Genomic DNA, 23,378 nt, shown 5'->3' on the forward strand with positions numbered 1-23,378 from the left:
GTTTAAATTCCCCATCATTAAATCTAGTTAAATTTTCATATTTCATGGGGCTAGTATAAACAATTTTTTACTTTCGCAAGAGATCTATTGATCAAAAGATAAATTTTTTTTATCAATATATTAAGCCTAAAAAAACGGCCGAAGCCGTTTTAATTAAAAATCGGATATTGAGCTTAGAAACGCATCCCAATCCCGGCATAGGCCAGAATCGGATTGACTTCAATATCGGCTTTAGAGCGAATCAGCTCACCTAGATTTGCATCTGTCACTGTAATTGTCGTGTCATTTTTCAGATGTGCATAAGAGACTGAACCGACTGCAAACCAGGTTTCATTAAAGTCATAGCTAAAGCCGACCGTGGCCACAGGCGCGAAAGCATCGGATGCTTCCAGATCAACTTTCGGGTTGGCTGAACTTGGCGTGCCATCCAGAGAAGCACCAGCTTTTCCTTCCTTGATATTGGCAATCATATGTCCGGCAGCAATCAGGTCTTGCTCGGTACGTGAGTTAATTTCCAGTTCATTGAAATAGGCATACATGACACCTAAGCCGACATAAGGCCGGAATTTATTGACCCCGGTTTTACCAAAGTGATACTGGAATTCAAAGGCAGGTGTCCATGCGCGGGCAGAAGCCGCCGGCCCATAAGCTTCCAGATCAGTAATGAGAATATCATTTTTCAATTCAATGCCAGGTAAATCAATTCCACCTGGAATTTGTGGAATTAAATCAAGACTTGGAGTCGCAAGCGCAGAAAAAGGCGCGTAGATTTTACCACTGCCTTGCAAGTCTACTTTAGGTGGAATACCGGCTTTCATTTCAAAAGAAATATTATCGGTAAAATAGTAATTGGTCATAATGCCTAAGGTGGTGACATCATCCGCTTCCAGGCCTGTACCAGGATTATTCCAGCTTTCCAGTCCATAGATTTCAGCTCGCCCACTTAACTCTGCAGGCAGTGTTTCTGTACCAAGTCGATCCAGAATATTAACAAAAACAGAGGAAAGATTTGGGTCCATGTCTGGATCAAGATTATTTTTCACAGAGTCAATTGAGATATCACCTACTTGTGATGTTTCGCCTTCTTTAACAGCAGTATTCACTTTAAAGGGCTGGGCCTTGCCTTGCGGCATCACATGCAATGCACCGACTGATACCGAGAAACGCTTAAAGCCATCTCCATCTTGCAAGCTAAAATAAGGGGAATCTGCATGCGCGACCATAGGTAAAGTGGCTAGGCCTGCCATACATGCCAGCAATGTTTTCATTGATTTGGAACTCCATGTCCAGTGTGTTTATTCGTTTTTCTAGTTAACTAATTATGTGAATTACATTAAAAAATTCAGTTATAGAACAACAGGTCAAAAGTCAATCGATGGTTAATATTGGTAATTTCTGTATATTTTTTGTTTATATCTCTTGAGTTTTAAGAAATGTATAGTGTGTAAAAATCATTATTTTTATCTGACTAGCTTAAGTATAAAAATGAAGGAAATTTACTCTTGAGAGCGTTAAAATTTCAATCCTATGAATTTTTATCATGGAAGATATAGAGGAGAGTTTAGGTAAATTTTAGGCTGCATTGATTCAAGCATTTATCATCATGGGATGATTTTTTATTTTTCCAAAACAAGAGCATATGAATTTATCCAAGATCCTGCTACCCAGTCGACTGAGTTTTTTTGTACAATAGCTGCATATATTATTGAGTGAATCACATGAGCACCCAAACTCCTCCCAAAAAAAAGCCCCTGGTTAATTTACCTTTTCCGATCAAGCAAGCAGAGCAAAATGCTGCAGAAGAAGTTCTGGAAGATTTAAGACCAAGACCACAGCGTTATGCTGACCGTACCTGGATGCCACCACGTGGTACGCGCCGTTCAATGGGTAAACGCTAATCGATCAGACTCAAAAAGCTATGATAAATCATGGCTTTTTTTGTGGAAGTTTTTAGGGAGTTGGTGAGCAATATTTGATTTATTTTTCGAGCAAATAGAAAATGGTGCTCTAATTTATCCAAATCTCTTTCAATTTTATTCTTAATAAAGCAAACGAAATATTTAAGCTCTCTAAATGCCAATCAAAATAAAATCCAGGCCTAATTGATTTCATATTCGATATTTTAGCCGCCCAGAAAAAAGCCAATTTAAACATTGGCTTTTTTTGAAAGATATTTTGATAGCACTAACGAATGCTTTTACGCGCTTTATTTTCCGGTTTCGGTGGCGCAATTTCTCGCTCACCTTGCCAGACATCGATAAAATCTTTCTCGTTAATATTATAAAGTTCTAGTAGTGCTAAAATCACGCCTCCAAACAACATGGCACCTTCTGAATGGCTCTGAAAATCGACCAGCTTGGTATTTAGGTTGTGCAGGATATCTTCAATTTCAAAGACACGTTCCCGCCCATTGCTGTCGGTCGGATAGATCTGGGTATTTAAAATAATTCTCGCCAGACTTTTTTCATTTTCGGTCAAAGGGAGTTCTTCAATCAATTCATCGCTGGCCGGAGTTAAAATGACTGAATCGCGAAATATGGTATGTAAGAAATTTGCGCTTAATTTTGGCAGCGGCTTTTCGACAAAAGGACGGAAAGATTGTGGGAAAATTACATTGCGTGAGATGCCTTTAAACATCGGTGCAATTTCCTCGACTTTATAACCTGCGATCCCACAGCCCAAGGAAGTAATAAAATATTTATTTTTAGGATGATTTTTGGTGTAAATCTTAAAGTCATCAATATAGTGTTGAATTTGTGAGAGCGGCATTTGTTGTAAATGCTCGTTCATTGTTGGAATAGCATAGCTCTGACCCGCCCAGCCACGACCCACGCCCATGACTGCACCAAAATGCTCAAGTGCCGTTCTGGCAGCTCCACCACCATGCTGTCCAGCCAAGTTACTGCCAAAAACAAAAACCGTATTTTCCGGAAGGGATTTAACAATACTTTCATCGTGATAGTGGTAAGTCATAATTGTCTATTCTAGGCCATCCTGATCTTCATGTTGCCCGTGAAATGAATAGGGGTCAAGGCAAAATTGTGCCGGACTAGCCAAACAGATAGGTCAATATTCCACCCATGATCCAAAACAGGATGCCGAGTACGCCCAAATAAAGCTGCTGGCTGAAAATGCTTGGTTTTTTCTGTATTTATTCCCTTTGTAACTGTATATTTTATTGATGATTTTTCAAACTAGAGAGTGAGTCAAGCGCTAACAAATAATGAATGCTAATATTGTTTTATTTTACCAAACAGAAACCTAAGCAGGGATTGAGTAATTCCAATTTACCCTCATAATAAATCAAATCTATATCCGCAGCGAAGTCAGCGAAAGCTATGAGTGATAAAAAACCCTTTGAATTAGTGACCAGTTATCAACCAGCAGGTGATCAGCCCCAAGCCATTGCAAAGCTGGTTAAAGGCATTGAACAGGGTTTTCATGACCAGCTTTTACTGGGGGTTACCGGGTCTGGTAAAACCTATACCATGGCCAACGTCATTGCACAGACTCAACGTCCGACCATTGTCATGGCGCATAACAAAACTTTGGCTGCGCAGCTTTACGGCGAATTTAAAGCGTTTTTCCCGAATAACGCCGTTGAGTATTTTGTCAGTTATTATGATTATTATCAGCCAGAAGCCTATGTTCCATCTTCAGATACTTTTATCGAGAAAGATGCTGCAATTAATGACCATATTGACCAGATGCGCCTTTCCGCAACCCGCTCATTATTAGAACGGCGTGATGCGATTATTGTCGCATCGGTATCTGCGATTTATGGTTTGGGTGATCCGAATGCCTATATGAGCATGTTGCTGCATGTGGTGGAAGGCGATCGCATTGGCCGTGATGATATTATTCGCCGTCTGGTCGAGATGCAGTATTCGCGTAATGAACTGGAATTCCTGCGCGGTACTTATCGTATTCGCGGTGAAATTATTGATATTTTTCCGGCAGAATCGGATCAGGATGCGATCCGGATTGAACTGTTTGACGATGAAGTTGACTCTATTCGCTGGTTTGATCCGCTGACCGGGAAAATGGTTCGTAAAGTGCCTCGCGTCACTATTTATCCTAAAAGCCATTATGTTACGCCGAAAGACAATTTATCCCGTGCGATTGAAACCATCCGAGACGAACTCAAAGAGCGACTGGTGTTCTTCCGTGAAAATGACAAGCTGCTGGAAGCCCAGCGCATCGAGCAGCGCACACGCTATGATCTGGAAATGATGCAACAACTGGGTTATACCAACGGCATTGAAAACTATTCACGGCATTTGTCGGGCCGTCCTGCGGGTGAAGCACCACCAACCTTGTTCGATTATATTCCTAATGATGCCTTGCTGATTATTGATGAATCGCATGTGACGGTGCCGCAGATTGGTGCCATGTACAAGGGTGACCGTTCGCGTAAGGAAAATCTGGTCAATTACGGATTCCGTTTGCCAAGCGCGCTGGATAACCGGCCAATGAAATTTGAGGAGTGGGAACGGATTGTGCCGACGACTGTTTATGTCAGCGCAACGCCCGCACGTTACGAGCTGGAAAAGTCCCAGCAGATTGTCGAGCAGGTGGTACGCCCGACCGGTCTGATCGATCCAGAAATTGAAATTCGTCCAGTTCTGACGCAGGTCGATGATGTGCTTTCCGAAATTAATCTGCGTAAAGATATTAATGAGCGGGTGCTGGTTACGACCTTGACGAAGCGTATGGCTGAAGATTTAACCTCTTATTTGAAAGAATATGGGATTAAGGTCGCTTATTTACACTCGGATATCGATACCGTCGAGCGGGTCAAAATCATTCATGAACTGCGTACTGGGGTGCATGATGTACTGGTCGGGATTAACCTGCTGCGTGAAGGGCTGGATATGCCGGAAGTGTCACTGGTCGCCATTCTGGATGCCGATAAAGAAGGTTTTCTGCGTTCTGAGCGTTCTCTCATTCAGACCATTGGTCGCGCTGCGCGTAACCTGAAAGGTAAGGCGATTTTGTATGCTGATCGCATTACTGATTCGATGCAGAAAGCCATTGATGAGACGGATCGTCGTCGTGCCAAGCAGATTCAGTTTAATGAAGAACATGGCATTACGCCGCGCAGTGCAGTGCGTCAGGTGATCAAGGAAATTGATACTGGTGAAGTATTGGATGATGATTCAATTGAATTGAAAGTCTCGGATCAGGCACGTGCGATCAGTGCCGATGAGCGGCATATCATGGCAGATCCGAAAATGTTTGCGAAACACATTAACAAGCTTGAAAAGGAAATGCTGAAAGCTTCCAAAGAGCTTCAGTTTGAGCAGGCTGCGCGTATGCGTGATGAAATTGTGCGTTTAAAAGCCCAGATGTTTGATTGATTTTTGTTGCATTAAATCTTATTTAAATGACGTAAAATCAATCACAAACCAAACATAATGTAACAAATTTAGGAATTGGATAAAGCTATTGTATGAACAGAATTTTTTTAAATAAATATTTTGTGAACATGCAATAGGTATCTTTATGACAACTCAAAAATCTTCACGTACTGGATTAAAGCTGGCAAAAATTGCGGTGGGTAGTGCGGTTCTTCTCGGTTTGGGCGCCGCTACCATGGCCTATGCGAAAGAGGAGCCATTACCGACCATTGAGAAAGTTGAACTGGACCGTTATCTGGGAACATGGTACGAAGTAGCACGCAAGCCTTTGTATTTTCAAAATAAGTGTGATCGTGATGTTACAGCGACCTATACTTTAAATGAAAATGGCAATATCGTGGTGGATAACCGCTGCATTAAAAAAGATGGTGAACAAACCCAGTCGCTGGGCGAGGCATTTGTGCAAAATCCACCGCAAAATACCAAATTAAAAGTCAGTTTCTTGCCGGACTTTATTCGCTGGATTCCGGTCGCTCGTGGCGATTATTGGGTCTTAAAACTGGATGAAAATTATCAAACTGTTTTGGTCGGAGAGCCTAAACGCAAATATATGTGGATACTCTCACGTGATCCTCAATTGGATAAAAATGTGGTAAATGAATATTTACAATATGCACAGTCGGTGGGTTATGACCTGAGTGATGTAATTCATACTAAACAAACTCAAAGATAAAAAGATCGTCTTAATGGAAACCATGCTACAGCATGGTTTTTTATTTTACGTGTCGAAAGACAATCTAACATCGAGAGATGACTACATTTTAAATAGATGAAGCATCAAGCTTTCTATTGTACTAATCGTTATAATGCCGGCGAACGAAAGTAGAGTTTAAATATGTATAAAGGCATCGCGTTATCTGTCTTGGCCTCCGTGGTTTTTGGAGTGCTCTATGTATTTACGCCTTTTTTACAGCCTTTAGATAGTGAGCAGACCTTTGCCTGGCGCATGCTGGCGACCTTGCCATTCCTCACAGCCTTCATGTGGTGGTCGGGTGATCTGAAACATATCAGCAGTATTTTTAAGCGGGTATTACGACAGCCTTCATTTTTGATCTGGTTGCTGATTAGTTCGCTGTTATGTACTACACAATTGTGGTTGTTTTTATGGGGCCCTATCAATGGGCGTGGCCTCGAAGTCTCACTCGGTTATTTTCTCCTGCCTCTGGTGATGGTGCTGGTCGGCTGTGTGCTTTATAAAGAAAAATTATCATCCTTCCAGATGGTTGCTGTTGCTCTGGCAGTTTTGGGAGTAGGACATGAAATCTGGCGGATCGGTTCAATCGCATGGGAAACTGTTTATGTCGCTTTAGCTTATCCACTTTATTTTTTTATGCGGCGTAAATTCGCGACCGATCATCTTGGTGGATTCTGGTGGGATCTATTTCTGATTTTGCCGGTGGCATTTTATTTGGGCTTTATCTATAGCGATTCCATGCCGCTTATATTGAATCATTCCCACTTGATTCTGGCAGTTCTTGGATTAGGCTTTTTAAGTGCGCTCGGTTTGGGTAGTTATATTTTGGCCAGCCGATATTTGCCCTTTGTGATCTTTGGGTTATTAAGTTATCTGGAACCGGTACTACTCGCTTTTGCCTCGATGGCATTGGGCGAGCGCGTGGAATCAGGTGAGTGGTTGACCTATATTCCAATCTGGTTGGCTGTTTTATTACTGGTTGTGGAAGGAATATTGCATTTAAAACACCAGCAGTTGAAGAAATATGAACTGGCAAATAAAGCCGCACAGCTAGAAAAAATCAGAAAAAATAATGAATAATGTGGTTTGCATAAGCATTATATTCGTCAGACAATATTGACCTGATTATTTTTAAAATCATCTACCATTTTGTTTAAAATAATGTTTTCGATATATTAAGGGGATAAACATGTCACAGATTGCGATTCCATATCAGTTACGTGCACGTTTATCACAACTGGAACCAAGTCTGGATTTAAATTGGGAGCGAGAGCTTCGTACTATTCTGGCAGAAGTTTCACCAGAATTAAAAGAAAGTATTGATTTTCAGATTTTAAAGCCCAAGAAAATTCTTTGGGATCAGGAAATGGATCAATACCGCTATCAGGCTCAACATTCGGTAGAACGTCTTAGCCAAAAATTTCTCAATGACCGGATGCGTTACTATGCTAGTACCTTTGGCTTGTCACTGAAAAGTTTGCAGGGTTTGAATGATAGCTTGCAAATTGCGGACTACTTAGAAAACGTCCTGGAACAAATCGATAAAATTGACGTCAATGAAAATTTTCAGATGCAGCGTGAAAAGCTGGAACTGCGTCGTACATTTTTATTAAATGCTGCTGAAATTATTCGTGGTCTTCGCTTACAACCGGTTGAGGGGGTGCGTCAGCTCACTGAACAGCAAATCAAATGCTTTATTATTGAAGTTTTTATCAAGCAGCAATTGTTGGGTTATTGGTATAAGCCGCTATTAAAAAAACAGACTGCAGAAATGACGCATCCACTTTTCCGTTATTTCCTGATTAAAGAGCAGCAGATTCGTCATTTTGATATTGTCCGTACCTCGCAATTTCTATTTATTGTTGCGCCGGTGATGGATGTGCAGCAAAACCCGTATTCTATTCGTCGTTTCCTGATTGAAGAAAAAGGTGCACTTGAAGATCAGGTCTACCTGAATATCCTGATTTTGGACCTCCAGGATGATATGGATGAAGCGGTGGTAGAAACCCTGAAATCGCAGATGCAGCGGATGGTAACTTTACAGAGTCAGATTCATTTGGATGTAATCGATATCGTGCATACGCTGGAACAGGTGTCTGAACAGAAGTTATTGCCTTTACTGGTTGAGCCCATTCAAGTCGTAGAGAAAAATGCCGATGTGGTGGCACAACGTCACTTGAAACAGTTTGAAGAAATTATGACGCGTGAATTGCTTTTGCCGATGCGGGATGCCATTCGTGATCATTTATCGCATATTGAAGAGTTTGATTATCTGTATCTGCATGTCCATAAAATATTTACAGAAATTCTGGCCTATTACCGCGATTTCAAGTCCCAGCCGGGTTTCATGTTTAATCAGTACATCCAGAATTTTGAATATAAACTGCTGGCTTTTATCCGTTTACTGGAAAAGCGTAAAGCGGAAACCTTTATTCCTACATATCGCAATGAATGGCAAGTCATGCATCAGCGTTCACAGCAGGCTGTTTTGGATATTCAAAATACGATTTCTGAAAATGTACAGCAATACCGGGATCTGAAAAAATATATTAATACACTGCAGCGGCAAAAAGCGGATGAAGAGAAAAAATCCGTATTTAAAAAGTTATGGCGTAAGAATAATTTCGATGAGGCGATTGATACCGCGCTCAACCAATTACAGCAGTTAAAGCGCAGTATGTTTCTGGAAATTATTCAGGTGCCAAGAACACATGAAAACTGTAGCGTATTTCTGGAATTTGAAAGTTTGCAGCATTTACAGCAGGTTGATCGCCACTATGCTTTTCCCTCTGGGGACAATGGTCTGACCCGTTTACCTTTGCTCATTCATTTGCCCGAAACCTATGATGATTTTGATGTAGAAAACTTCAATGCCTCAATGAGTCTGGACATGAATTTTTCAGCAGGGAGTAGAATCCAGCCTGAACAGGGTGGGACGCTAAATTTTGAACTTTAGATTTGTTTGAATAAACAACATTTAACAAATTTATACTAGGTATTGAAAAATAGTGGTCTTTAGCATTTTCGGATGCAAAATCATTCAGCTAATTACAACTATTTTTGAAATTTATAGTGAATATACGTTAAAAACTACCCGTCTCAACGAGCTTTTGATTCAAACTTGCGACCAATTCCATTACAATTGTCGGGTTTAGAAATTTATGCTTAGATTTACAATTAATTAGAGGACGTATCTGTGAGCAAAGACACTATTGTTGCCCTCCATGCAGAACACCAAGGTCGCTGGAAAAACCGTGAAGAACTTGCGGAACGTATGATTGCCCTTGTTGGCCAGTTATATCGTGAAAAAAATATTGTAGCTACAGTTTATGGTCGCTCTTTAATTAACCGTTCTGTGATTCAGATTTTGAAAGCACACCGCCGTACTCGCGTACTGGACGTTGAACTTTCTGTAGTTGATACTTTCCCAATTCTTGAAGCATTGGTTAAAGTAGAAAACATCGGTTCTGCTGAAGTTGATCTGGGTAAACTTGCTGTTGAATTTAAAGAAAAAGGCGGCGACATCGATGCATTTGTTGCAGACGCTGTTAAATCGATCGAAGGTAATGCTGCTGCTGTAGAACATAAAGATGTGGTTCTTTATGGTTTCGGTCGTATTGGTCGTATCCTGGCGCGTTTGATGATTGGTCAATCAGGTCTGGGTCGTGGTCTTAGCCTAAAAGCAATCGTTGTTCGTAAATCATCTGATGGTGATTTGGAAAAACGTGCTTCTTTACTTCGTCGTGACTCTATTCACGGTCCATTTGCAGGCACAATTTCTGTAGATGAAGAAAACGAAGCAATCATTGCCAACGGTAACTTCATCAAAGTGATTTATGCTTCTAATCCTTCTGAAGTAGATTACACTGCATACGGTATCAACAATGCACTTGTGATCGACAACACAGGTAAATGGCGTGATGCTGAAGGTCTTGCTCAACATCTTAAATGCCCGGGCGCTGCTCGTGTGATTCTGACTGCACCTGGTAAAGGTGACATGAAGAACGTAGTTTACGGTGTAAACCAAGCGGATATCCTTGATGAAGATACGATCATCTCTGCTGCAAGCTGTACGACTAACGCGATTACACCTACACTGAAAGTATTGCATGACAAATACACAGTGTTGAATGGTCATGTTGAAACAGTTCACTCGTTCACGAACGACCAGAACTTGATCGATAACTACCATAAAGCAGACCGTCGTGGTCGTGCTGCAACATTGAACATGGTCATTACTGAAACTGGTGCAGCGAAAGCAGTAGCGAAAGCGCTTCCAGCTCTTCAAGGTAAATTGACAGGTAACTCTGTACGTGTACCTACACCAAACGTATCTCTTGCGATTCTTAACCTGACTTTAGGTCAAGACGTTGATCGTGATGAAGTGAATGAATACATTCGTCAGATTTCAATCGGTTCTAGCCTGCAAGGTCAAATCGGTTATACCAACTCGACTGAAGTGGTATCTTCTGACTTTATCGGTTCACGCACTGCAGGTGTATTCGACGCGCAAGCAACGATCACTTCAGGCAACCGTTTAACTGCTTATGTTTGGTATGATAACGAAGTGGGTTATAGCTGCCAGGTATTGCGTATTGCTGAACAAATGGGCGGTGTAAGCTATCCAAAAGTTCCTGCTGAAACTAATGCATAATTAGTATTTAGCTAAAAAAGAGCCTCATTTGAGGCTCTTTTTTTATAATTTTTTATTTAAAAAATTTTTTCTAGTCGAATAAGAATTTAGACATATGCTTGCTGGTGAAATATTAATCTGATAACTTACAAAGAGTAAGTATATTAAAATGAGTAAGTAATAAAAATATTGTGAGAATAGTATGACAAATTATGCAATCAGCCCGTTACTGGGGCAGGTTTTATCAACTGAATGTCCATCACGTGAAATATTGGAACACCTTGCTAATAAATGGTCGGTCTTGGTTTTGCGTTGCCTGAGTGAAGGGGTGCATCGTTTTAGTGAACTGAAACAACGCATTGAAGGGGTAAGTGAAAAAATGCTCTCCCAGACTTTAAAAATGCTTGAACAGGATGGTTTTATTTTGAGAACGGTTTATCCGGTGGTGCCGCCAAAAGTGGAATATCAATTGACGATTACCGGTTCACAAGCGGCTGAAAAAATCATGTATTTAATTGGCTGGATTGAAAAAAGTCTGCCAGATATTTTAGAACATAAACAAAATGTTATTAAATAGTTTTCATTAAATGGCAGGAATGCAGTGTTTGTGAAAATACAAAATTTGGACTTATCTTGGTTTATATAAAATACTGATTTTAAAAGGTGTCTGCATCAGAAAATCTTCTTGTGAACACGGCTTTTGAAAAATTTACTCCTCTATAAATTATTTTAAAAATCATTAAGAAATTCACAAAAAGAATTTCCAAAATAGGGGATAGTATTAGGGCAAAAGCGCTTGATTTCCTACCACTTCTTTTCCATCTTTTAAGCATTCTGTTTCTAAATCTATGCCTTAGATAGGTCAAATAGGCTTGGTGAGAAAACGACTAACTAAGATTTATGGGATTGCTGCATAATTCTATTCGAGAAATTCTTTAAAATATGGCAGAATATGGGGTTTTAAAGTTTTTAGAGGATTGGCAATATGCGCTTTGTTGATGAAGCAGTCATTACCGTAGAGGCTGGCGACGGTGGCAATGGCGTAGCCAGTTTTCGCCGTGAAAAATTCGTGCCATTTGGTGGTCCAGATGGTGGTGATGGTGGTCGTGGCGGCAGTATTTATATTCAGGCTGACGACGACACCAGTACGCTAGTTGATTATCGTTATACACGTAAATATCGTGCAGAACGAGCAAAAAATGGCCGTGGGGCGAACTGTGCTGGTCGTGGCGGTGAAGATACCGTATTAAAAGTTCCGGTAGGAACAACAATTGTAGATGTAGAGTCTGGTGACATTATTGGCGACTTGATCGAAGACGGTCAACGCGTGAAAGTTGCAGCAGGCGGTGATGGTGGTTTAGGTAATACCCACTTTAAATCATCGACCAACCGTTCACCACGTAAATGTACGCATGGTCAAAAAGGTGAATTCCGTGAAATCCGTCTAGAGCTTAAAGTTCTGGCAGATGTCGGCTTGCTGGGTATGCCAAATGCGGGTAAATCAACCTTCATTCGTGCAGTCTCGGCAGCAAAACCAAAAGTTGCAGATTATCCATTTACCACCATGGTGCCAAACCTGGGTGTGGTCGATGCCGATAGTCACCGTTCATTCGTGATGGCGGATATTCCGGGCCTGATCGAAGGCGCATCTGAAGGTGCAGGTCTTGGGATTCGCTTCCTGAAGCACTTGGCGCGTACCCGTATCTTGTTACACATCGTTGACGTACAGCCGATTGATGGCTCAGATCCGGCACATAATGCTAAAGCAATTATGAAAGAGTTAGAAAATTTCTCCCCAACGCTTTCAAAACTGCCGATCGTATTGGTGCTGAACAAAGTCGATCAGTTGGCTGAAGAAACACGTGAAGAATGGTGCACCCATATTCTTGAAGAATTGCAGTGGGAAGGCCCAGTTTTTGAGACTTCTGGCTTAACGGCTGAAGGCACCAAAGACGTAGTTTACTACCTGATGGATCAGATCGAAGAGCAACGTGAACGCGAAGCTGAAGATCAAGAATATGCAGCAGAAATGAAAGCATTCCGTGATCAGCTTGAAGCTGAAACACGTGAACAAACCATCGCTGCAAAAGAAGCGTATCGTGAGATGCGTCGTCAGCAACGTCTTGCCGGTATTCTGGGTGATGACGAAGATGATGAAGATGGCGATGATGATAGTGATGTGGAAGTGTACTACGTACGCTAATCTCTGAGAGAAGAGTCTGAGGACAAGATGATAGAAGTGGTAGATGGGCAACGTCAGCTCAAGGGTTGTAAACGAATCGTTGTTAAAATCGGATCATCTTTACTCACAGCAAACGGACAAGGTTTAGATTTAGATGCTATCTCGCATTGGGCGGGACAAATCGCAGATCTACACAATGCAGGACACGAGATTATTCTGGTGTCTTCCGGTGCTGTGGCTGAAGGTATGGTTCGAATGAAACTTGAGAATCGACCCACCGATCTACCCAGTCTTCAGGCTTGTGCTGCCATCGGTCAGATGGGCCTGATTCATACCTGGTCAAGCGTACTTGAGAAGCATCAGATTCGAACTGCGCAAGTATTGTTAACCCATGATGATCTGGCAGATCGTCGTCGCTACCTCAACTCATGTGATGCCTTGCAGAACCTGATTGATTGGCGCGTGATTCCGGTGATCAATGAAAATGACACGGTTTCGACTGACGAAATTCGCTTTGGTGACAACGACACGCTTGCGGCCATGGTGGCAGGTCAGGTTCATGCAGACCTTCTGATTATCTTAACGGATCAGGAAGGAATGTTTGACTCAGACCCACGGTCTAATCCAGATGCCAAACTGTTCCATACCGTACGTGCGATGGATGAAAGTCTGTTTGATATGGCCGGTGGAGGCGGTAAATTTGGTCGTGGTGGTATGCTGACCAAAGTTCGTGCTGCACGTCTGGCGGCAAAATCGGGTTGTCCGACCTTAATTGCAAGCGGTGACAGTGATGGTGTTCTATCACGTCTAATGTCTGGCGAATTGTTAGGTACCTTGTTTGTGACTGACAAAGACCGGATGACAGCGCATCAGCAATGGTTAGCTGCTCACTTGCAAACTGCAGGTCGTTTAGTGATTGATGATGGTGCAGTAAAAGCCATTAAAGACAATCATCGCAGCTTATTGCCTGTAGGGGTGAAAGCGGTTGAGGGTCATTTCGAACGCGGTGATGTGGTTGAATGTGTCGATACACAAGGTCACCGGATTGCGGTCGGTCGTGTCAACTTCAGTTCGCGTTCAGCAGATATCGTTCGTGGTCTGGCATCAGATAAAGTGCATCAGGTGTTAGGTGAAGCGCGTTCGCTGGAAATGATTCATCGCAATCATATGGCGATTTACTAAATTATTCAGATTCAAGTTTAGAGATTCAAAAAATCCCGCTTTCGAGCGGGTTTTTTATGACATTTTAATTAGATTTATTTGATCCAGCCCATTCGAATTAAAGGCGAAAATACCCAATAATGAATACCCAAAATAAAGTTTATGATTTGATTCTCATATTTCCACCACAGCGGCAAGCCAGCTAAATTTACTATTATTGCCATCAGGAATGCACCCAGCATATCAATTGGAAAATGCACACCGACATAAACACGCGACCATGCCACCAGCCAAGCTGTCCAGATTAGAATTCGTCCCAAGTCTCGCTGCGGTGAAAAATAATAGGCGAAGGCAATCCCACTAAAAATACTCATATGGTTGCTGGGAAAAGAACCAGTCGGTGCATGTTCAATCAGGGTGCGACCAACATCCATCACAAACGGGCGTGGGGTATTGAGTACCGCAGACAATACTTCACTCATCAATAATGTAATAGCTGTAAAGATGAAGGCTTTAATAATCCCTGTTTTTACTTCGTAACTACCACGGAACCAAGCAATAGCAAAAATCAGCAAAAAGAGATAAACCAGGTCATGCGCAATCAGGGAGGCATAGTTGATTATCCAGATCGAGGCTTGATCAGGTACATTGAGAACATGAAACAGGGAAAGGTTTAGTTGATCAAGAGACATGAGCAGAGAAGACTGGAATAAATGTCCGTTACTCTAAACCGGTCAAATCTCAATTCCTACCTGAGTTTGTATGAATTTGTAGCCTCGCTTTTTAAAGAATATTCACATGATAAAAAACCACTCAAAAGAGTGGTTCTTAAAAGTCCGAATAATATAATGAAGTCTTATTTAAACTGAATAGCCCCATTCGCGCTGACCGTCATTTGCGATTCACCCGCCGCAACTTCCTGCTCAGGAACCGCCATATCAGCCGATGCAGATTTCATCATGGCCATACGCGGTACTGGCTGTGGTGAATAATTGTTAGTATTCAGGTTTAAGTTCACCAGTTGATAACTCGGTTTGTTCCAGGTCTGGGTGAGTGCCTGTGCGCGTTGCTGGAAGTTTTTGGTGGCTTCAATCATCAGCTCGCTTTCAACTTTTTTACGCTTTTCATCTGATACTTTAAAGTTAATCGACTGGGTCTGGAAGTGCTGTTGTAATTCGGCAATCAGTTGAGACGTTGCTTTAAAATCTTTCGATTCCAGACGAATCTGGGCACGACCACGCCATTCTTTCAATTTACGGTTGTCATTGTCATAAATAGGATAAGTGCTTTGTGCGCCCGTCTCGATTTTCACAGTAGGATATTTGCGTGCTGTGGCGATCGCCTGATTCATCAGCTGGTTAATTTGAGTGGCTAGTTCAGCCGGCTGTTTGTTGGATTTTTCAATATAAAGCACAGCATGCATTTCATCATTTGAGATTTCACGGCTAGCCTCTGCTGAAAGATTAACAACATTATAATTCAGAGATTCAGCAGGAGCTGCAAATGCGCCTGTGGCGAGGGTGCTGGCAAGGATCAAACTGGTAAGTGCTAAGAGACGCATGAAATTGTCCTGTTTTTCTTAAAATTGGCCATCTAAGCCGTTGTTAAAATATTAAATCTCAATTGTGATCTTTTTACGAAATATTTGTCGTAAGAGTGTTAAATTCTCTTTAATTTTATCTCATTATTTAATTTATATTTATTTTTAATAATTAAATACTTAATGAATAATTTTAAGATTGGTTACCTGAATGCCGCCTGCGCTACAAAAAACCATAAAAGAACACGCTTTTCTTTCTGCTGTCACACTGTAAGATGATGATTTAGGGGATGGATTAGCATGATGTTTTTTTTCGATAAAGATTAGGACAAAATGTGACTGAAAGTTGTTTATTTTCCTGAAAAATTCGGTATCATCCGCCTCCTAGTTATTCGAATACAAAACTGCTAGCTAGAACCTTTATAAAGCGCCGAGTCAAAGGACCAAACGTCACCAGACTTATTTCTTTCACCCATATCAGAGATGGTAATTCGATATGAGCGTTACTTCTGTAAACCCTGCCACCAATTCCACAAACGAATACTACTTGACTCGCCAAAGTCAGATGGAATCGAATGTGCGTAGTTATCCACGTAAATTACCGTTAGCGATAGCGAAAGCACAAGGTTGCTGGGTTACCGATGTTGAAGGTACTGAGTACCTTGATTGTTTAGCTGGGGCAGGGACGTTGGCTTTAGGCCATAATCATCCTGCAGTCATTCAAAGTATCCAGGATACAATTGTAAGCGGTTTACCATTGCATACCTTGGATCTTACTACTCCTTTAAAAGATGCTTTTACTGAAGCACTTCTTTCTTATCTTCCAGGTGGCCAAGAAGAATACTGCTTGCAGTTCTGTGGTCCGTCCGGTGCAGATGCAACCGAAGCCGCGATTAAACTGGCGAAAACCTTTACCGGTCGTAGCTCAGTGATCAGCTTCTCTGGCGGTTATCACGGTATGACTCACGGTGCATTGGCAATGACAGGTAACCTGTCTGCGAAAAATGCAGTGAACGGCTTGATGCCGGGTGTACAGTTCATGCCTTATCCGCATGAATACCGTTGCCCATTGGGTCTTGGTGGTGAAGCCGGTGTTGATGCCCTGACTTACTACTTTGAAAACTTCATTGAAGATGTAGAAAGTGGTGTGACCAAACCTGCAGCTGTAATTCTTGAAGCGATTCAGGGTGAAGGCGGTGTGGTAACTGCACCAGTAAAATGGTTGCAAAAAATCCGTGAAGTGACTGAAAAACACAACATCGTGTTGATTCTTGATGAAGTTCAGGCTGGTTTTGCACGTTCAGGCAAAATGTTTGCATTCGAACACGCAGGTATCGAACCTGATGTCGTGGTAATGTCTAAAGCCGTAGGTGGTAGCTTGCCACTTGCCGTACTTGGTATTAAACGTAAGTTTGATGCTTGGCAACCTGCTGGTCACACCGGTACTTTCCGTGGTAACCAATTGGCGATGGGTACAGGTCTTGCAACGATCAATACCATTAAAGAACAGAACCTGGCGCAAAATGCGCAAGAGCGTGGTGATTTCCTGCAAGCTGAACTGAAAAAACTGGCTGCTGAATTCCCATGTATCGGTAACGTGCGTGGCCGTGGTCTGATGATCGGTGTTGAAATCGTAGATGAGCGCAAAGATGCGGATCATATGGGTTCTTTGCCTGCTGATGGTCAGTTGGCTGCAGCGATCCAAACCGCTTGTTTCAACAACAAACTGTTGCTGGAAAAAGGTGGTCGTAACGGTACAGTGATTCGTTTACTTTGCCCGTTGATCATTACTCAAGACGAATGTGTTGAAGTGATTGCTCGTTTCAAAAAATCGGTTGCTGAAGCACTAGTTGCAGTTCGAGGCGCATAATTCATGGTAGATTTCGCAGAACATCGTAAAGCGTTACTCTGCAATGATGCTGCATCCATTGCTGACTATCAGGCTGGCATGGACCAAGCGACCAAAGCGGTTGCGGCATGGTTGCAAAACGACAAAATGTACACGGGCGGCAGTATTAAAGAGCTGCGCAGTGCAATTGCATTTCATCCTTCAAAAGAAGGTTTGGGTGTAGAAAAATCTCTTGAGCGTATGGTTGAGCTATTCCTTAACAAGAGCTTAAAAGTGCATCATCCGCATTCACTTGCGCATCTTCACTGTCCAACGATGGTGACTAGCCAGATCGCGGAAGTGCTGATTAATGCAACCAACCAGTCAATGGACTCATGGGATCAAAGCCCGGCCGGTTCGTTGATGGAAGTTCAGCTGATTGACTGGTTACGTCAAAAAGTCGGCTATGGTGCGGGTCAGGCCGGTGTGTTCACTTCTGGTGGTACGCAGTCTAACTTGATGGGCGTATTGCTGGCGCGTGATGCTTGCATCGCGAAAAACTGGAAAGACGAAAATGGTAATCCGTGGTCGGTTCAGCGCGATGGTATTCCTGCGGATGCGATGCGTAATGTCAAAGTCATCTGTTCTGAAAATGCACATTTCTCTGTGCAAAAGAACATGGCGATGATGGGCATGGGCTTCCAGTCAGTGGTCACTGTTCCTGTGAATGAAAATGCACAGATGGACGTAGATGCACTGGAAAAAACCATGGCGCATCTTCAGTCTGAAGGCAAGATCGTGGCATGTGTGGTGGCAACAGCGGGTACAACGGATGCTGGTGCGATTGATCCATTGAAAGCAATTCGTGAAATCACCAATAAATATGGCGCGTGGATGCACATCGATGCGGCATGGGGTGGTGCACTGATTCTTTCGAATGACTATCGTTCTATGCTGGACGGGATTGAGCTGTCGGATTCGATCACGCTTGATTTCCATAAGCATTATTTCCAGACCATTTCTTGTGGTGCGTTCTTGTTAAAAGATGAAGCGAACTACCGTTTCATGCATTATGAAGCTGAGTATCTGAACTCTGCCTATGATGAAGAACACGGCGTTCCGAATCTGGTGTCTAAGTCGCTACAAACCACGCGTCGTTTTGATGCTCTGAAATTGTGGATGACGGTGGAAGCACTGGGCGAAGAGCTTTATGGTTCGATGATCGATCATGGCGTGAAATTAACCCGTGATGTGGCAGACTACATTAAAGCGACTGATGGTCTGGAGCTTCTGCTTGAGCCTCAATTCGCGTCTGTCTTGTTCCGTGTGGTTCCAGCGGGCTATCCGGTTGAATTACTCGATACGCTCAATCAAAACGTAGCAGACGAACTGTTTGCGCGTGGTGAAGCGAACATTGGTGTGACGAAAGTTGGTCAGGTTCAGTCTCTGAAAATGACTACTTTAAGCCCGGTTGCAACGCTTGATAACGTGAAGAACTTGCTGGCATTAGTGCTTGCAGAAGCGGATCGTATCAAAGATTCAATCGCTGACGGTACTTATACGCCACCCATTGCATAAGTGATGGTGGTGTGAAAAAAAGGAGATCGAAATGATCTCCTTTTTTGTGCGCTTAAAAATAAAAAAAGGTCCTTTCCCAGATCGAAATTCCTCACAAAAACACGGAAGGTCTGAATCCCGTTTGGCCTGTTATTTATTTGTCATAGGCTTATGTAAAACTGGGGAGCAGGATTTATCCTGAGTTCAGGTTTATAAAAATTGTTACATGTCATTGGTCTAAAATTTTTTATTGAAGTGAATGACATAAAGAACTTAATCATTGAAATCCATAAAAATTTAATCAAGAAAAAGCCGCTAGATTAAAAATCACTAAATCGTAATAAAGCTGTAACTTATCTGTCATATTCTAAAATCAAAATGCAGGTATCGAAAGAAGTACAAAACTGAATAAAAAGTGGTGTACTCCAAATTTACATAAATGAGAGAGATACTAGAATGCGCTTTACAAATATAGCTTTAGCATTAGCAGTAACCGGGGCAACTGCTGTAACGACTGCACACGCAGCACGTGACACCATTCAAATTGCAGGTTCTTCAACTGTACTTCCATATGCCAGTATCGTGGCAGAAGAATTCGGTAATACTTTTCCACAGTTTAAAACACCAGTTGTCGGTTCTGGCGGTTCTTCAGGTGGCTTAAAGCAGTTCTGTAATGGCGTGGGTGATAACACGATTGATATCGCAAACTCTTCTCGTCAAATCAAGAGTACAGAGCTGGCAGAATGTAAAAAGAATGGCGTTAACCAAGTCCTAGAAATCAAAATTGGTTATGACGGTATTGTGTTTGCATCGAATGCAAACAAAGCGGCTTATAAACTGCGTCCACAACATGTCTTCGCTGCACTTGCTGCACAACTTCCATCAAATGGAAAAATGGTCGCTAACCCGTACACGCGTTGGAACCAAATTGACAAAGCACTTCCGAATGAACCTATCACCCTGGTAATTCCTGCGTCGAATCATGGTACGCGCGAAGTCTTCCAGGAGAAAATGGTGGATGCAGGTTGTGAAACGTATGCTGCAATTAAGTCTCTAGACAAAGATGCTAAGAAAAAAGCTTGTACAACATTCCGTAAAGATGGCCGTGTGGTTGAGATTGCCGGTGACTATACCGAAACATTGGCACGTTTAAAAACTTCTCCAAGTGCGGTAGGTGTGTTTGGCCTAGGTTTCTATGACCAGAACCGTGACCGTCTACGTGTTGCTACGGTGAACAATGTAGCGCCTTCTGAAAAGACCATCTTGAATGGTGCTTATCCGGTATCACGTCCATTGTTCTTCTATGTGAAAGGCGAGCACTTGAAATCGATCAAAGGCTTACCGCAGTTCACAGAATACTTCCTGAACAAGAAAGTATCTGGCAAAGGCTCTAAGCTAGAAAAAGCAGGTCTGATTTCAATGTCTGATAAAGAACGTGCGGCAGTCCTGGCAAATTTCAAGGCTGGTAAAGCGGTTGTTGTGAAGTAATAAATGATTTTGAAAACGCTGGTGGTAGGGTCAACCTACCATCGGCTTTTTGCGATAAACAAGTTTTTTCAAACCATGAAAATTGAAAAAACAGTGGAGAATACATGAATCTGCTACTTATAGGTGTGTTATTGGCCATCATGGCCATAGCCTATCAAATCGGATTAAGTAAAAGCCGTAGTTTAGCAGGTAAGGGAAGCAATTCTGCAAACTTACACTCGCGTCCCGGATATTATGGTGCCCTGGTTGCACTATGGTGTGGTATCCCTGCGTTTTTAATTTTGATTGTTTGGAACATGGTGGAACCCACTTTTCTGGAGCAGGTGGTACTCAACCATTTGCCAGAAAATGTTTCGGCCAGTCTGGATCCGGCAAGTCTGAGTGTTGTGATTGATCGCGTTCAGGCACTTGCCTCAGGTTTCGGGGTCAGTGATACACCTGCAGCCTATGAAGTTGCAGCAGCAGAACAGTTGGCTAAATTCTCGACCATTGGTACCTTTGCCAAATTGGCAGTCGTGATTTCGGCGGCGCTGGCTGGTCTGGTCTGGGCCAAGAAACATATTAGTCAGGAATTCCGTGCACGTAACCAAGTCGAAAAAATGATTAATATCGGCCTGGCATTGTGTTCAGGTGTGGCGATTCTGACCACTCTCGGGATTGTGATGTCGATGTTTGGCGAGGCAATGCGTTTCTTCAGCTTCGTCAGCCCACTGGATTTCTTCTTTGGTACCCAATGGAACCCGGGATTTAGTACCTCTGGCAGTGCTGAAGGCAGTTATGGTTTATTGCCACTGTTATGGGGCACGCTCATGGTCAGCGGGATCGCACTTTTAGTTGCAGTTCCGGTTGGCCTGATGATTGCGATCTATCTGGCAGAATACGCTTCACCGCGATTCCGCTCTTGGGCAAAACCTACAATTGAAGTGTTGGCGGGTATTCCTACGATTGTCTATGGTGTCTTTGCCTTGATGATCATCGGTCCATTCCTTAAAAGCATGGGTGCCCTGGTCGGACTCGAAATTAATGCGACCAGTGCGCTGACTGCCGGTCTGGTGATGGGCATCATGATTATCCCGTTCGTGTCTTCTTTGTCAGACGACATCATCACTCAGGTGCCGCGTGCCTTACGTGACGGCTCTTTGGGTCTGGGTGCGACCAAATCTGAAACGATCCGTCAGGTGGTTTTACCCGCAGCCCTACCGGGTATTATCGGTGCGTTCCTGTTGGCGGCATCACGTGCGATTGGTGAAACTATGATCGTAGTTCTTGCAGCCGGGAACAGTCCGCAGTTGCATGCCAATCCGCTTGAAGCTGTATCTACGGTCACGATTACCATCGTCAATCAGCTAACTGGCGATACTGATTTTGCTAGTCCACAAGCACTGGTGGCCTTTGCGCTAGGACTGACGCTATTCGTCATTACCTTAGGTTTGAACATTGTTGCACTGATCATCGTGCGTAAATATCGTGAGCAATACGACTAATGAGTACTTCAAATACAACGCCTGTGGATCAGCGTATTGATCCATCCATCGCCGCCGAGCTGCGTGAAAAGCGTAAGAAGACCATTCAAAGCTCTTTGGCACGACGTCATCGTAAAGAAAAAACCTTTCGTTTATTTGGTTTCTCTGCGGTACTGGCAGGTCTGTTCTTTGTGGTATTGCTGTTCGGGAGTATTTTATCCAAAGGTTTGCCTGCATTCTGGCAAAGCAGCATGAGTTTGCCGATTCATTTCGATCCAGCCATTGTGGATATTGGTCCAAAACCAAAGCCAGCTGCAGGAGAATCTCCAGCACAGTTTGAAGATCGCTTTATCGCGTGGCAGACCGAAGTCGGAATGGTGGATTGGGATGCGCTGATTATCAACGGCATGATCGCCAAAGATAGCAAGCTGGAAAGCCAGCGTGATGAACTGGGTTCTTTATATACCAGTTCAGAAGCTTACCGCTTGCGTGACATGGTCATGAATGATCCAAGTCTGGTCGGTCAAAGCAAGGAAGTGAAAATTCTGGCGGATGCCAATGTCGATGTCTGGCTAGCGGGAAATATTGACCGTGATCTTCCTGATGAACAGCAGCAGCTTAGTCCTGAAGTACGTCAGGTGGCGGACGAGATGAAAGCCTCTGGTGTGATTGAAAATAGTTTCAATACCAATATTTTCACCAGTCCTGACTCGCGCAGTTCACCAGCAACTTCTGGCTTGGCAGGCGCCTTTATGGGCTCGCTGTTCATGATGATGATTGTGATCTTTATCTCGATTCCAATCGGGGTGGCCTCCGCGATCTACCTGGAAGAATTTGCTCCGAAAAACTGGATTACCGATGTGGTCGAAGTCAATATCAACAACCTGGCAGCCGTACCATCGATTGTCTTTGGTCTATTGGGTGCAGCGATCTTCATTGGCTGGATGCATTTGCCACTCTCAGCACCATTGGTGGGTGGTCTGGTGCTGAGTCTGATGACCTTACCGACTGTGATCATCACCACACGCGCATCACTTAAAGCGGTTCCACCTTCGATTCGTCAGGCAGCTTTGGGCCTCGGTGCTTCTCGCATCCAGACAGTATTCCATCACGTCTTGCCTTTGGCTTTACCGGGTATTTTGACAGGCGCAATTATCGGGGTTGCACAAGCTTTAGGTGAAACCGCACCATTGTTATTAATCGGGATGAGTGCTTTTGTTGCCAGCGTTCCAGCCACACCATTTGATCAGTCAACGGCTTTACCTGTACAGATTTTCTTATGGCAAGGCAATGAATTGCGTAACTTCTTTGAAGGGCGTACCGCAGCAGCAATTATTGTACTTCTGGCCATGATGATCAGCTTGAACAGCCTGGCCATCTGGTTACGTAAGAAATTTGAAGTCCGTTGGTAA

18 protein-coding genes are annotated in these 23,378 nt (G+C 43.0%); 14 read left to right on the forward strand and 4 right to left on the reverse strand.

All coding sequences use genetic code 11. From position 1 onward, the window contains the following. Positions 1–173: 173 nt before the first annotated feature. The gene (locus NI462_RS12955) at positions 174–1,268 is read right to left on the reverse strand and encodes an OmpW/AlkL family protein (RefSeq protein ID WP_247144134.1); all 1,095 of its coding nucleotides are present in this window, start codon (positions 1,266–1,268) and stop codon (positions 174–176) included. Positions 1,269–1,718: 450 nt separating this feature from the next. Between NI462_RS12955 and NI462_RS12960 the strand changes: the two genes are divergently transcribed. Next, positions 1,719–1,898 (forward strand): hypothetical protein, encoded by a 180-nt coding sequence (locus tag NI462_RS12960; RefSeq protein ID WP_004646507.1) that lies wholly within the window; start codon positions 1,719–1,721, stop codon positions 1,896–1,898. A gap of 286 nt (positions 1,899–2,184) precedes the next feature. Here the strand turns inward: NI462_RS12960 and NI462_RS12965 are convergent, their stop codons facing one another. Continuing rightward, positions 2,185–2,973: an A1S_2505 family phage non-structural protein gene (locus NI462_RS12965; RefSeq protein WP_004646509.1), complete on the reverse strand. Its 789-nt coding sequence runs from the start codon at positions 2,971–2,973 to the stop codon at positions 2,185–2,187. Positions 2,974–3,338: 365 nt separating this feature from the next. Here NI462_RS12965 and uvrB point away from each other — a divergent pair, with 365 nt between their 5' ends. From uvrB to proB, 8 genes are all read left to right on the forward strand, one after another. Then, positions 3,339–5,360 carry an excinuclease ABC subunit UvrB gene (gene uvrB, locus NI462_RS12970; protein ID WP_253160937.1) on the forward strand — a complete coding sequence of 674 codons (2,022 nt, stop codon included), beginning with the start codon at positions 3,339–3,341 and terminating at the stop codon, positions 5,358–5,360. Between the two features lie 145 nt (positions 5,361–5,505). Continuing rightward, on the forward strand, positions 5,506–6,093 hold the full coding sequence (locus NI462_RS12975; protein WP_253099211.1) for a lipocalin family protein: 588 nt from the start codon (positions 5,506–5,508) through the stop codon (positions 6,091–6,093). 162 nt (positions 6,094–6,255) lie between these two features. Beyond that, positions 6,256–7,194 carry an EamA family transporter RarD gene (gene rarD / locus NI462_RS12980; protein WP_253160938.1) on the forward strand — a complete coding sequence of 313 codons (939 nt, stop codon included), beginning with the start codon at positions 6,256–6,258 and terminating at the stop codon, positions 7,192–7,194. Positions 7,195–7,303: 109 nt separating this feature from the next. Then, entirely contained in the window at positions 7,304–9,070 is a 1,767-nt protein-coding gene (locus NI462_RS12985; protein WP_253160941.1) for a hypothetical protein, read from the forward strand. 240 nt (positions 9,071–9,310) lie between these two features. Continuing rightward, complete coding sequence (locus tag NI462_RS12990; protein ID WP_004279679.1) at positions 9,311–10,768, forward strand: glyceraldehyde-3-phosphate dehydrogenase; 1,458 nt, start codon at positions 9,311–9,313, stop codon at positions 10,766–10,768. A 181-nt stretch (positions 10,769–10,949) separates the two neighbouring features. Next, the gene (locus tag NI462_RS12995; RefSeq protein WP_004279680.1) at positions 10,950–11,324 is read left to right on the forward strand and encodes a winged helix-turn-helix transcriptional regulator; all 375 of its coding nucleotides are present in this window, start codon (positions 10,950–10,952) and stop codon (positions 11,322–11,324) included. A 408-nt stretch (positions 11,325–11,732) separates the two neighbouring features. Further along, the gene (gene cgtA, locus NI462_RS13000; protein WP_004646519.1) at positions 11,733–12,950 is read left to right on the forward strand and encodes an Obg family GTPase CgtA; all 1,218 of its coding nucleotides are present in this window, start codon (positions 11,733–11,735) and stop codon (positions 12,948–12,950) included. 27 nt (positions 12,951–12,977) lie between these two features. Further along, positions 12,978–14,111 (forward strand): glutamate 5-kinase, encoded by a 1,134-nt coding sequence (proB, locus tag NI462_RS13005; RefSeq protein ID WP_004279682.1) that lies wholly within the window; start codon positions 12,978–12,980, stop codon positions 14,109–14,111. 74 nt (positions 14,112–14,185) lie between these two features. Here proB and NI462_RS13010 read toward each other — a convergent pair whose 3' ends face one another. Together NI462_RS13010 and NI462_RS13015 are read right to left on the reverse strand one after the other, a co-directional pair. Then, positions 14,186–14,782, reverse strand: a complete 597-nt coding sequence (locus NI462_RS13010; RefSeq protein WP_253160943.1) for a phosphatase PAP2 family protein — start codon at positions 14,780–14,782, stop codon at positions 14,186–14,188. Between the two features lie 164 nt (positions 14,783–14,946). Next, a complete protein-coding gene (locus NI462_RS13015) occupies positions 14,947–15,651 on the reverse strand; it encodes an SIMPL domain-containing protein (RefSeq protein ID WP_004646521.1) in 705 nt (234 codons plus the stop codon). Between the two features lie 475 nt (positions 15,652–16,126). Between NI462_RS13015 and NI462_RS13020 the strand changes: the two genes are divergently transcribed. From NI462_RS13020 to pstA, 5 genes are all read left to right on the forward strand, one after another. Further along, positions 16,127–17,500, forward strand: a complete 1,374-nt coding sequence (locus tag NI462_RS13020; protein ID WP_253160945.1) for a diaminobutyrate--2-oxoglutarate transaminase — start codon at positions 16,127–16,129, stop codon at positions 17,498–17,500. 3 nt (positions 17,501–17,503) lie between these two features. Beyond that, on the forward strand, positions 17,504–19,036 hold the full coding sequence (locus tag NI462_RS13025; RefSeq protein WP_005246814.1) for a pyridoxal phosphate-dependent decarboxylase family protein: 1,533 nt from the start codon (positions 17,504–17,506) through the stop codon (positions 19,034–19,036). A 435-nt stretch (positions 19,037–19,471) separates the two neighbouring features. Beyond that, a complete protein-coding gene (locus NI462_RS13030; RefSeq protein ID WP_004279710.1) occupies positions 19,472–20,503 on the forward strand; it encodes a substrate-binding domain-containing protein in 1,032 nt (343 codons plus the stop codon). A gap of 104 nt (positions 20,504–20,607) precedes the next feature. Continuing rightward, positions 20,608–21,987 (forward strand): phosphate ABC transporter permease subunit PstC, encoded by a 1,380-nt coding sequence (pstC, locus tag NI462_RS13035; protein WP_005107378.1) that lies wholly within the window; start codon positions 20,608–20,610, stop codon positions 21,985–21,987. Beyond that, on the forward strand, positions 21,987–23,378 hold the full coding sequence (gene pstA, locus NI462_RS13040) for a phosphate ABC transporter permease PstA (RefSeq protein ID WP_004279713.1): 1,392 nt from the start codon (positions 21,987–21,989) through the stop codon (positions 23,376–23,378). The genes pstC and pstA overlap by 1 nt, the downstream gene beginning before the upstream one ends.

It is taken from the genome of Acinetobacter lwoffii, assembly GCF_024129715.1.
GTDB lineage: Bacteria > Pseudomonadota > Gammaproteobacteria > Pseudomonadales > Moraxellaceae > Acinetobacter > Acinetobacter lwoffii_U.

Coding starts and splice junctions, on each gene's coding strand:
- pstA (WP_004279713.1), top strand. CDS start 21,987: ATGAGTACTTCAAATACAACGCCTGTGGATCAGCGTATTGATCCATCC.
- proB (WP_004279682.1), top strand. CDS start 12,978: ATGATAGAAGTGGTAGATGGGCAACGTCAGCTCAAGGGTTGTAAACGA.
- NI462_RS13025 (WP_005246814.1), top strand. CDS start 17,504: ATGGTAGATTTCGCAGAACATCGTAAAGCGTTACTCTGCAATGATGCT.
- NI462_RS13010 (WP_253160943.1), bottom strand. CDS start 14,782: ATGTCTCTTGATCAACTAAACCTTTCCCTGTTTCATGTTCTCAATGTA.
- NI462_RS12955 (WP_247144134.1), bottom strand. CDS start 1,268: ATGAAAACATTGCTGGCATGTATGGCAGGCCTAGCCACTTTACCTATG.
- NI462_RS12965 (WP_004646509.1), bottom strand. CDS start 2,973: ATGACTTACCACTATCACGATGAAAGTATTGTTAAATCCCTTCCGGAA.
- NI462_RS12975 (WP_253099211.1), top strand. CDS start 5,506: ATGACAACTCAAAAATCTTCACGTACTGGATTAAAGCTGGCAAAAATT.
- NI462_RS13015 (WP_004646521.1), bottom strand. CDS start 15,651: ATGCGTCTCTTAGCACTTACCAGTTTGATCCTTGCCAGCACCCTCGCC.
- NI462_RS12985 (WP_253160941.1), top strand. CDS start 7,304: ATGTCACAGATTGCGATTCCATATCAGTTACGTGCACGTTTATCACAA.
- pstC (WP_005107378.1), top strand. CDS start 20,608: ATGAATCTGCTACTTATAGGTGTGTTATTGGCCATCATGGCCATAGCC.
- rarD (WP_253160938.1), top strand. CDS start 6,256: ATGTATAAAGGCATCGCGTTATCTGTCTTGGCCTCCGTGGTTTTTGGA.
- NI462_RS12995 (WP_004279680.1), top strand. CDS start 10,950: ATGACAAATTATGCAATCAGCCCGTTACTGGGGCAGGTTTTATCAACT.
- uvrB (WP_253160937.1), top strand. CDS start 3,339: ATGAGTGATAAAAAACCCTTTGAATTAGTGACCAGTTATCAACCAGCA.
- NI462_RS13020 (WP_253160945.1), top strand. CDS start 16,127: ATGAGCGTTACTTCTGTAAACCCTGCCACCAATTCCACAAACGAATAC.
- cgtA (WP_004646519.1), top strand. CDS start 11,733: ATGCGCTTTGTTGATGAAGCAGTCATTACCGTAGAGGCTGGCGACGGT.
- NI462_RS13030 (WP_004279710.1), top strand. CDS start 19,472: ATGCGCTTTACAAATATAGCTTTAGCATTAGCAGTAACCGGGGCAACT.
- NI462_RS12960 (WP_004646507.1), top strand. CDS start 1,719: ATGAGCACCCAAACTCCTCCCAAAAAAAAGCCCCTGGTTAATTTACCT.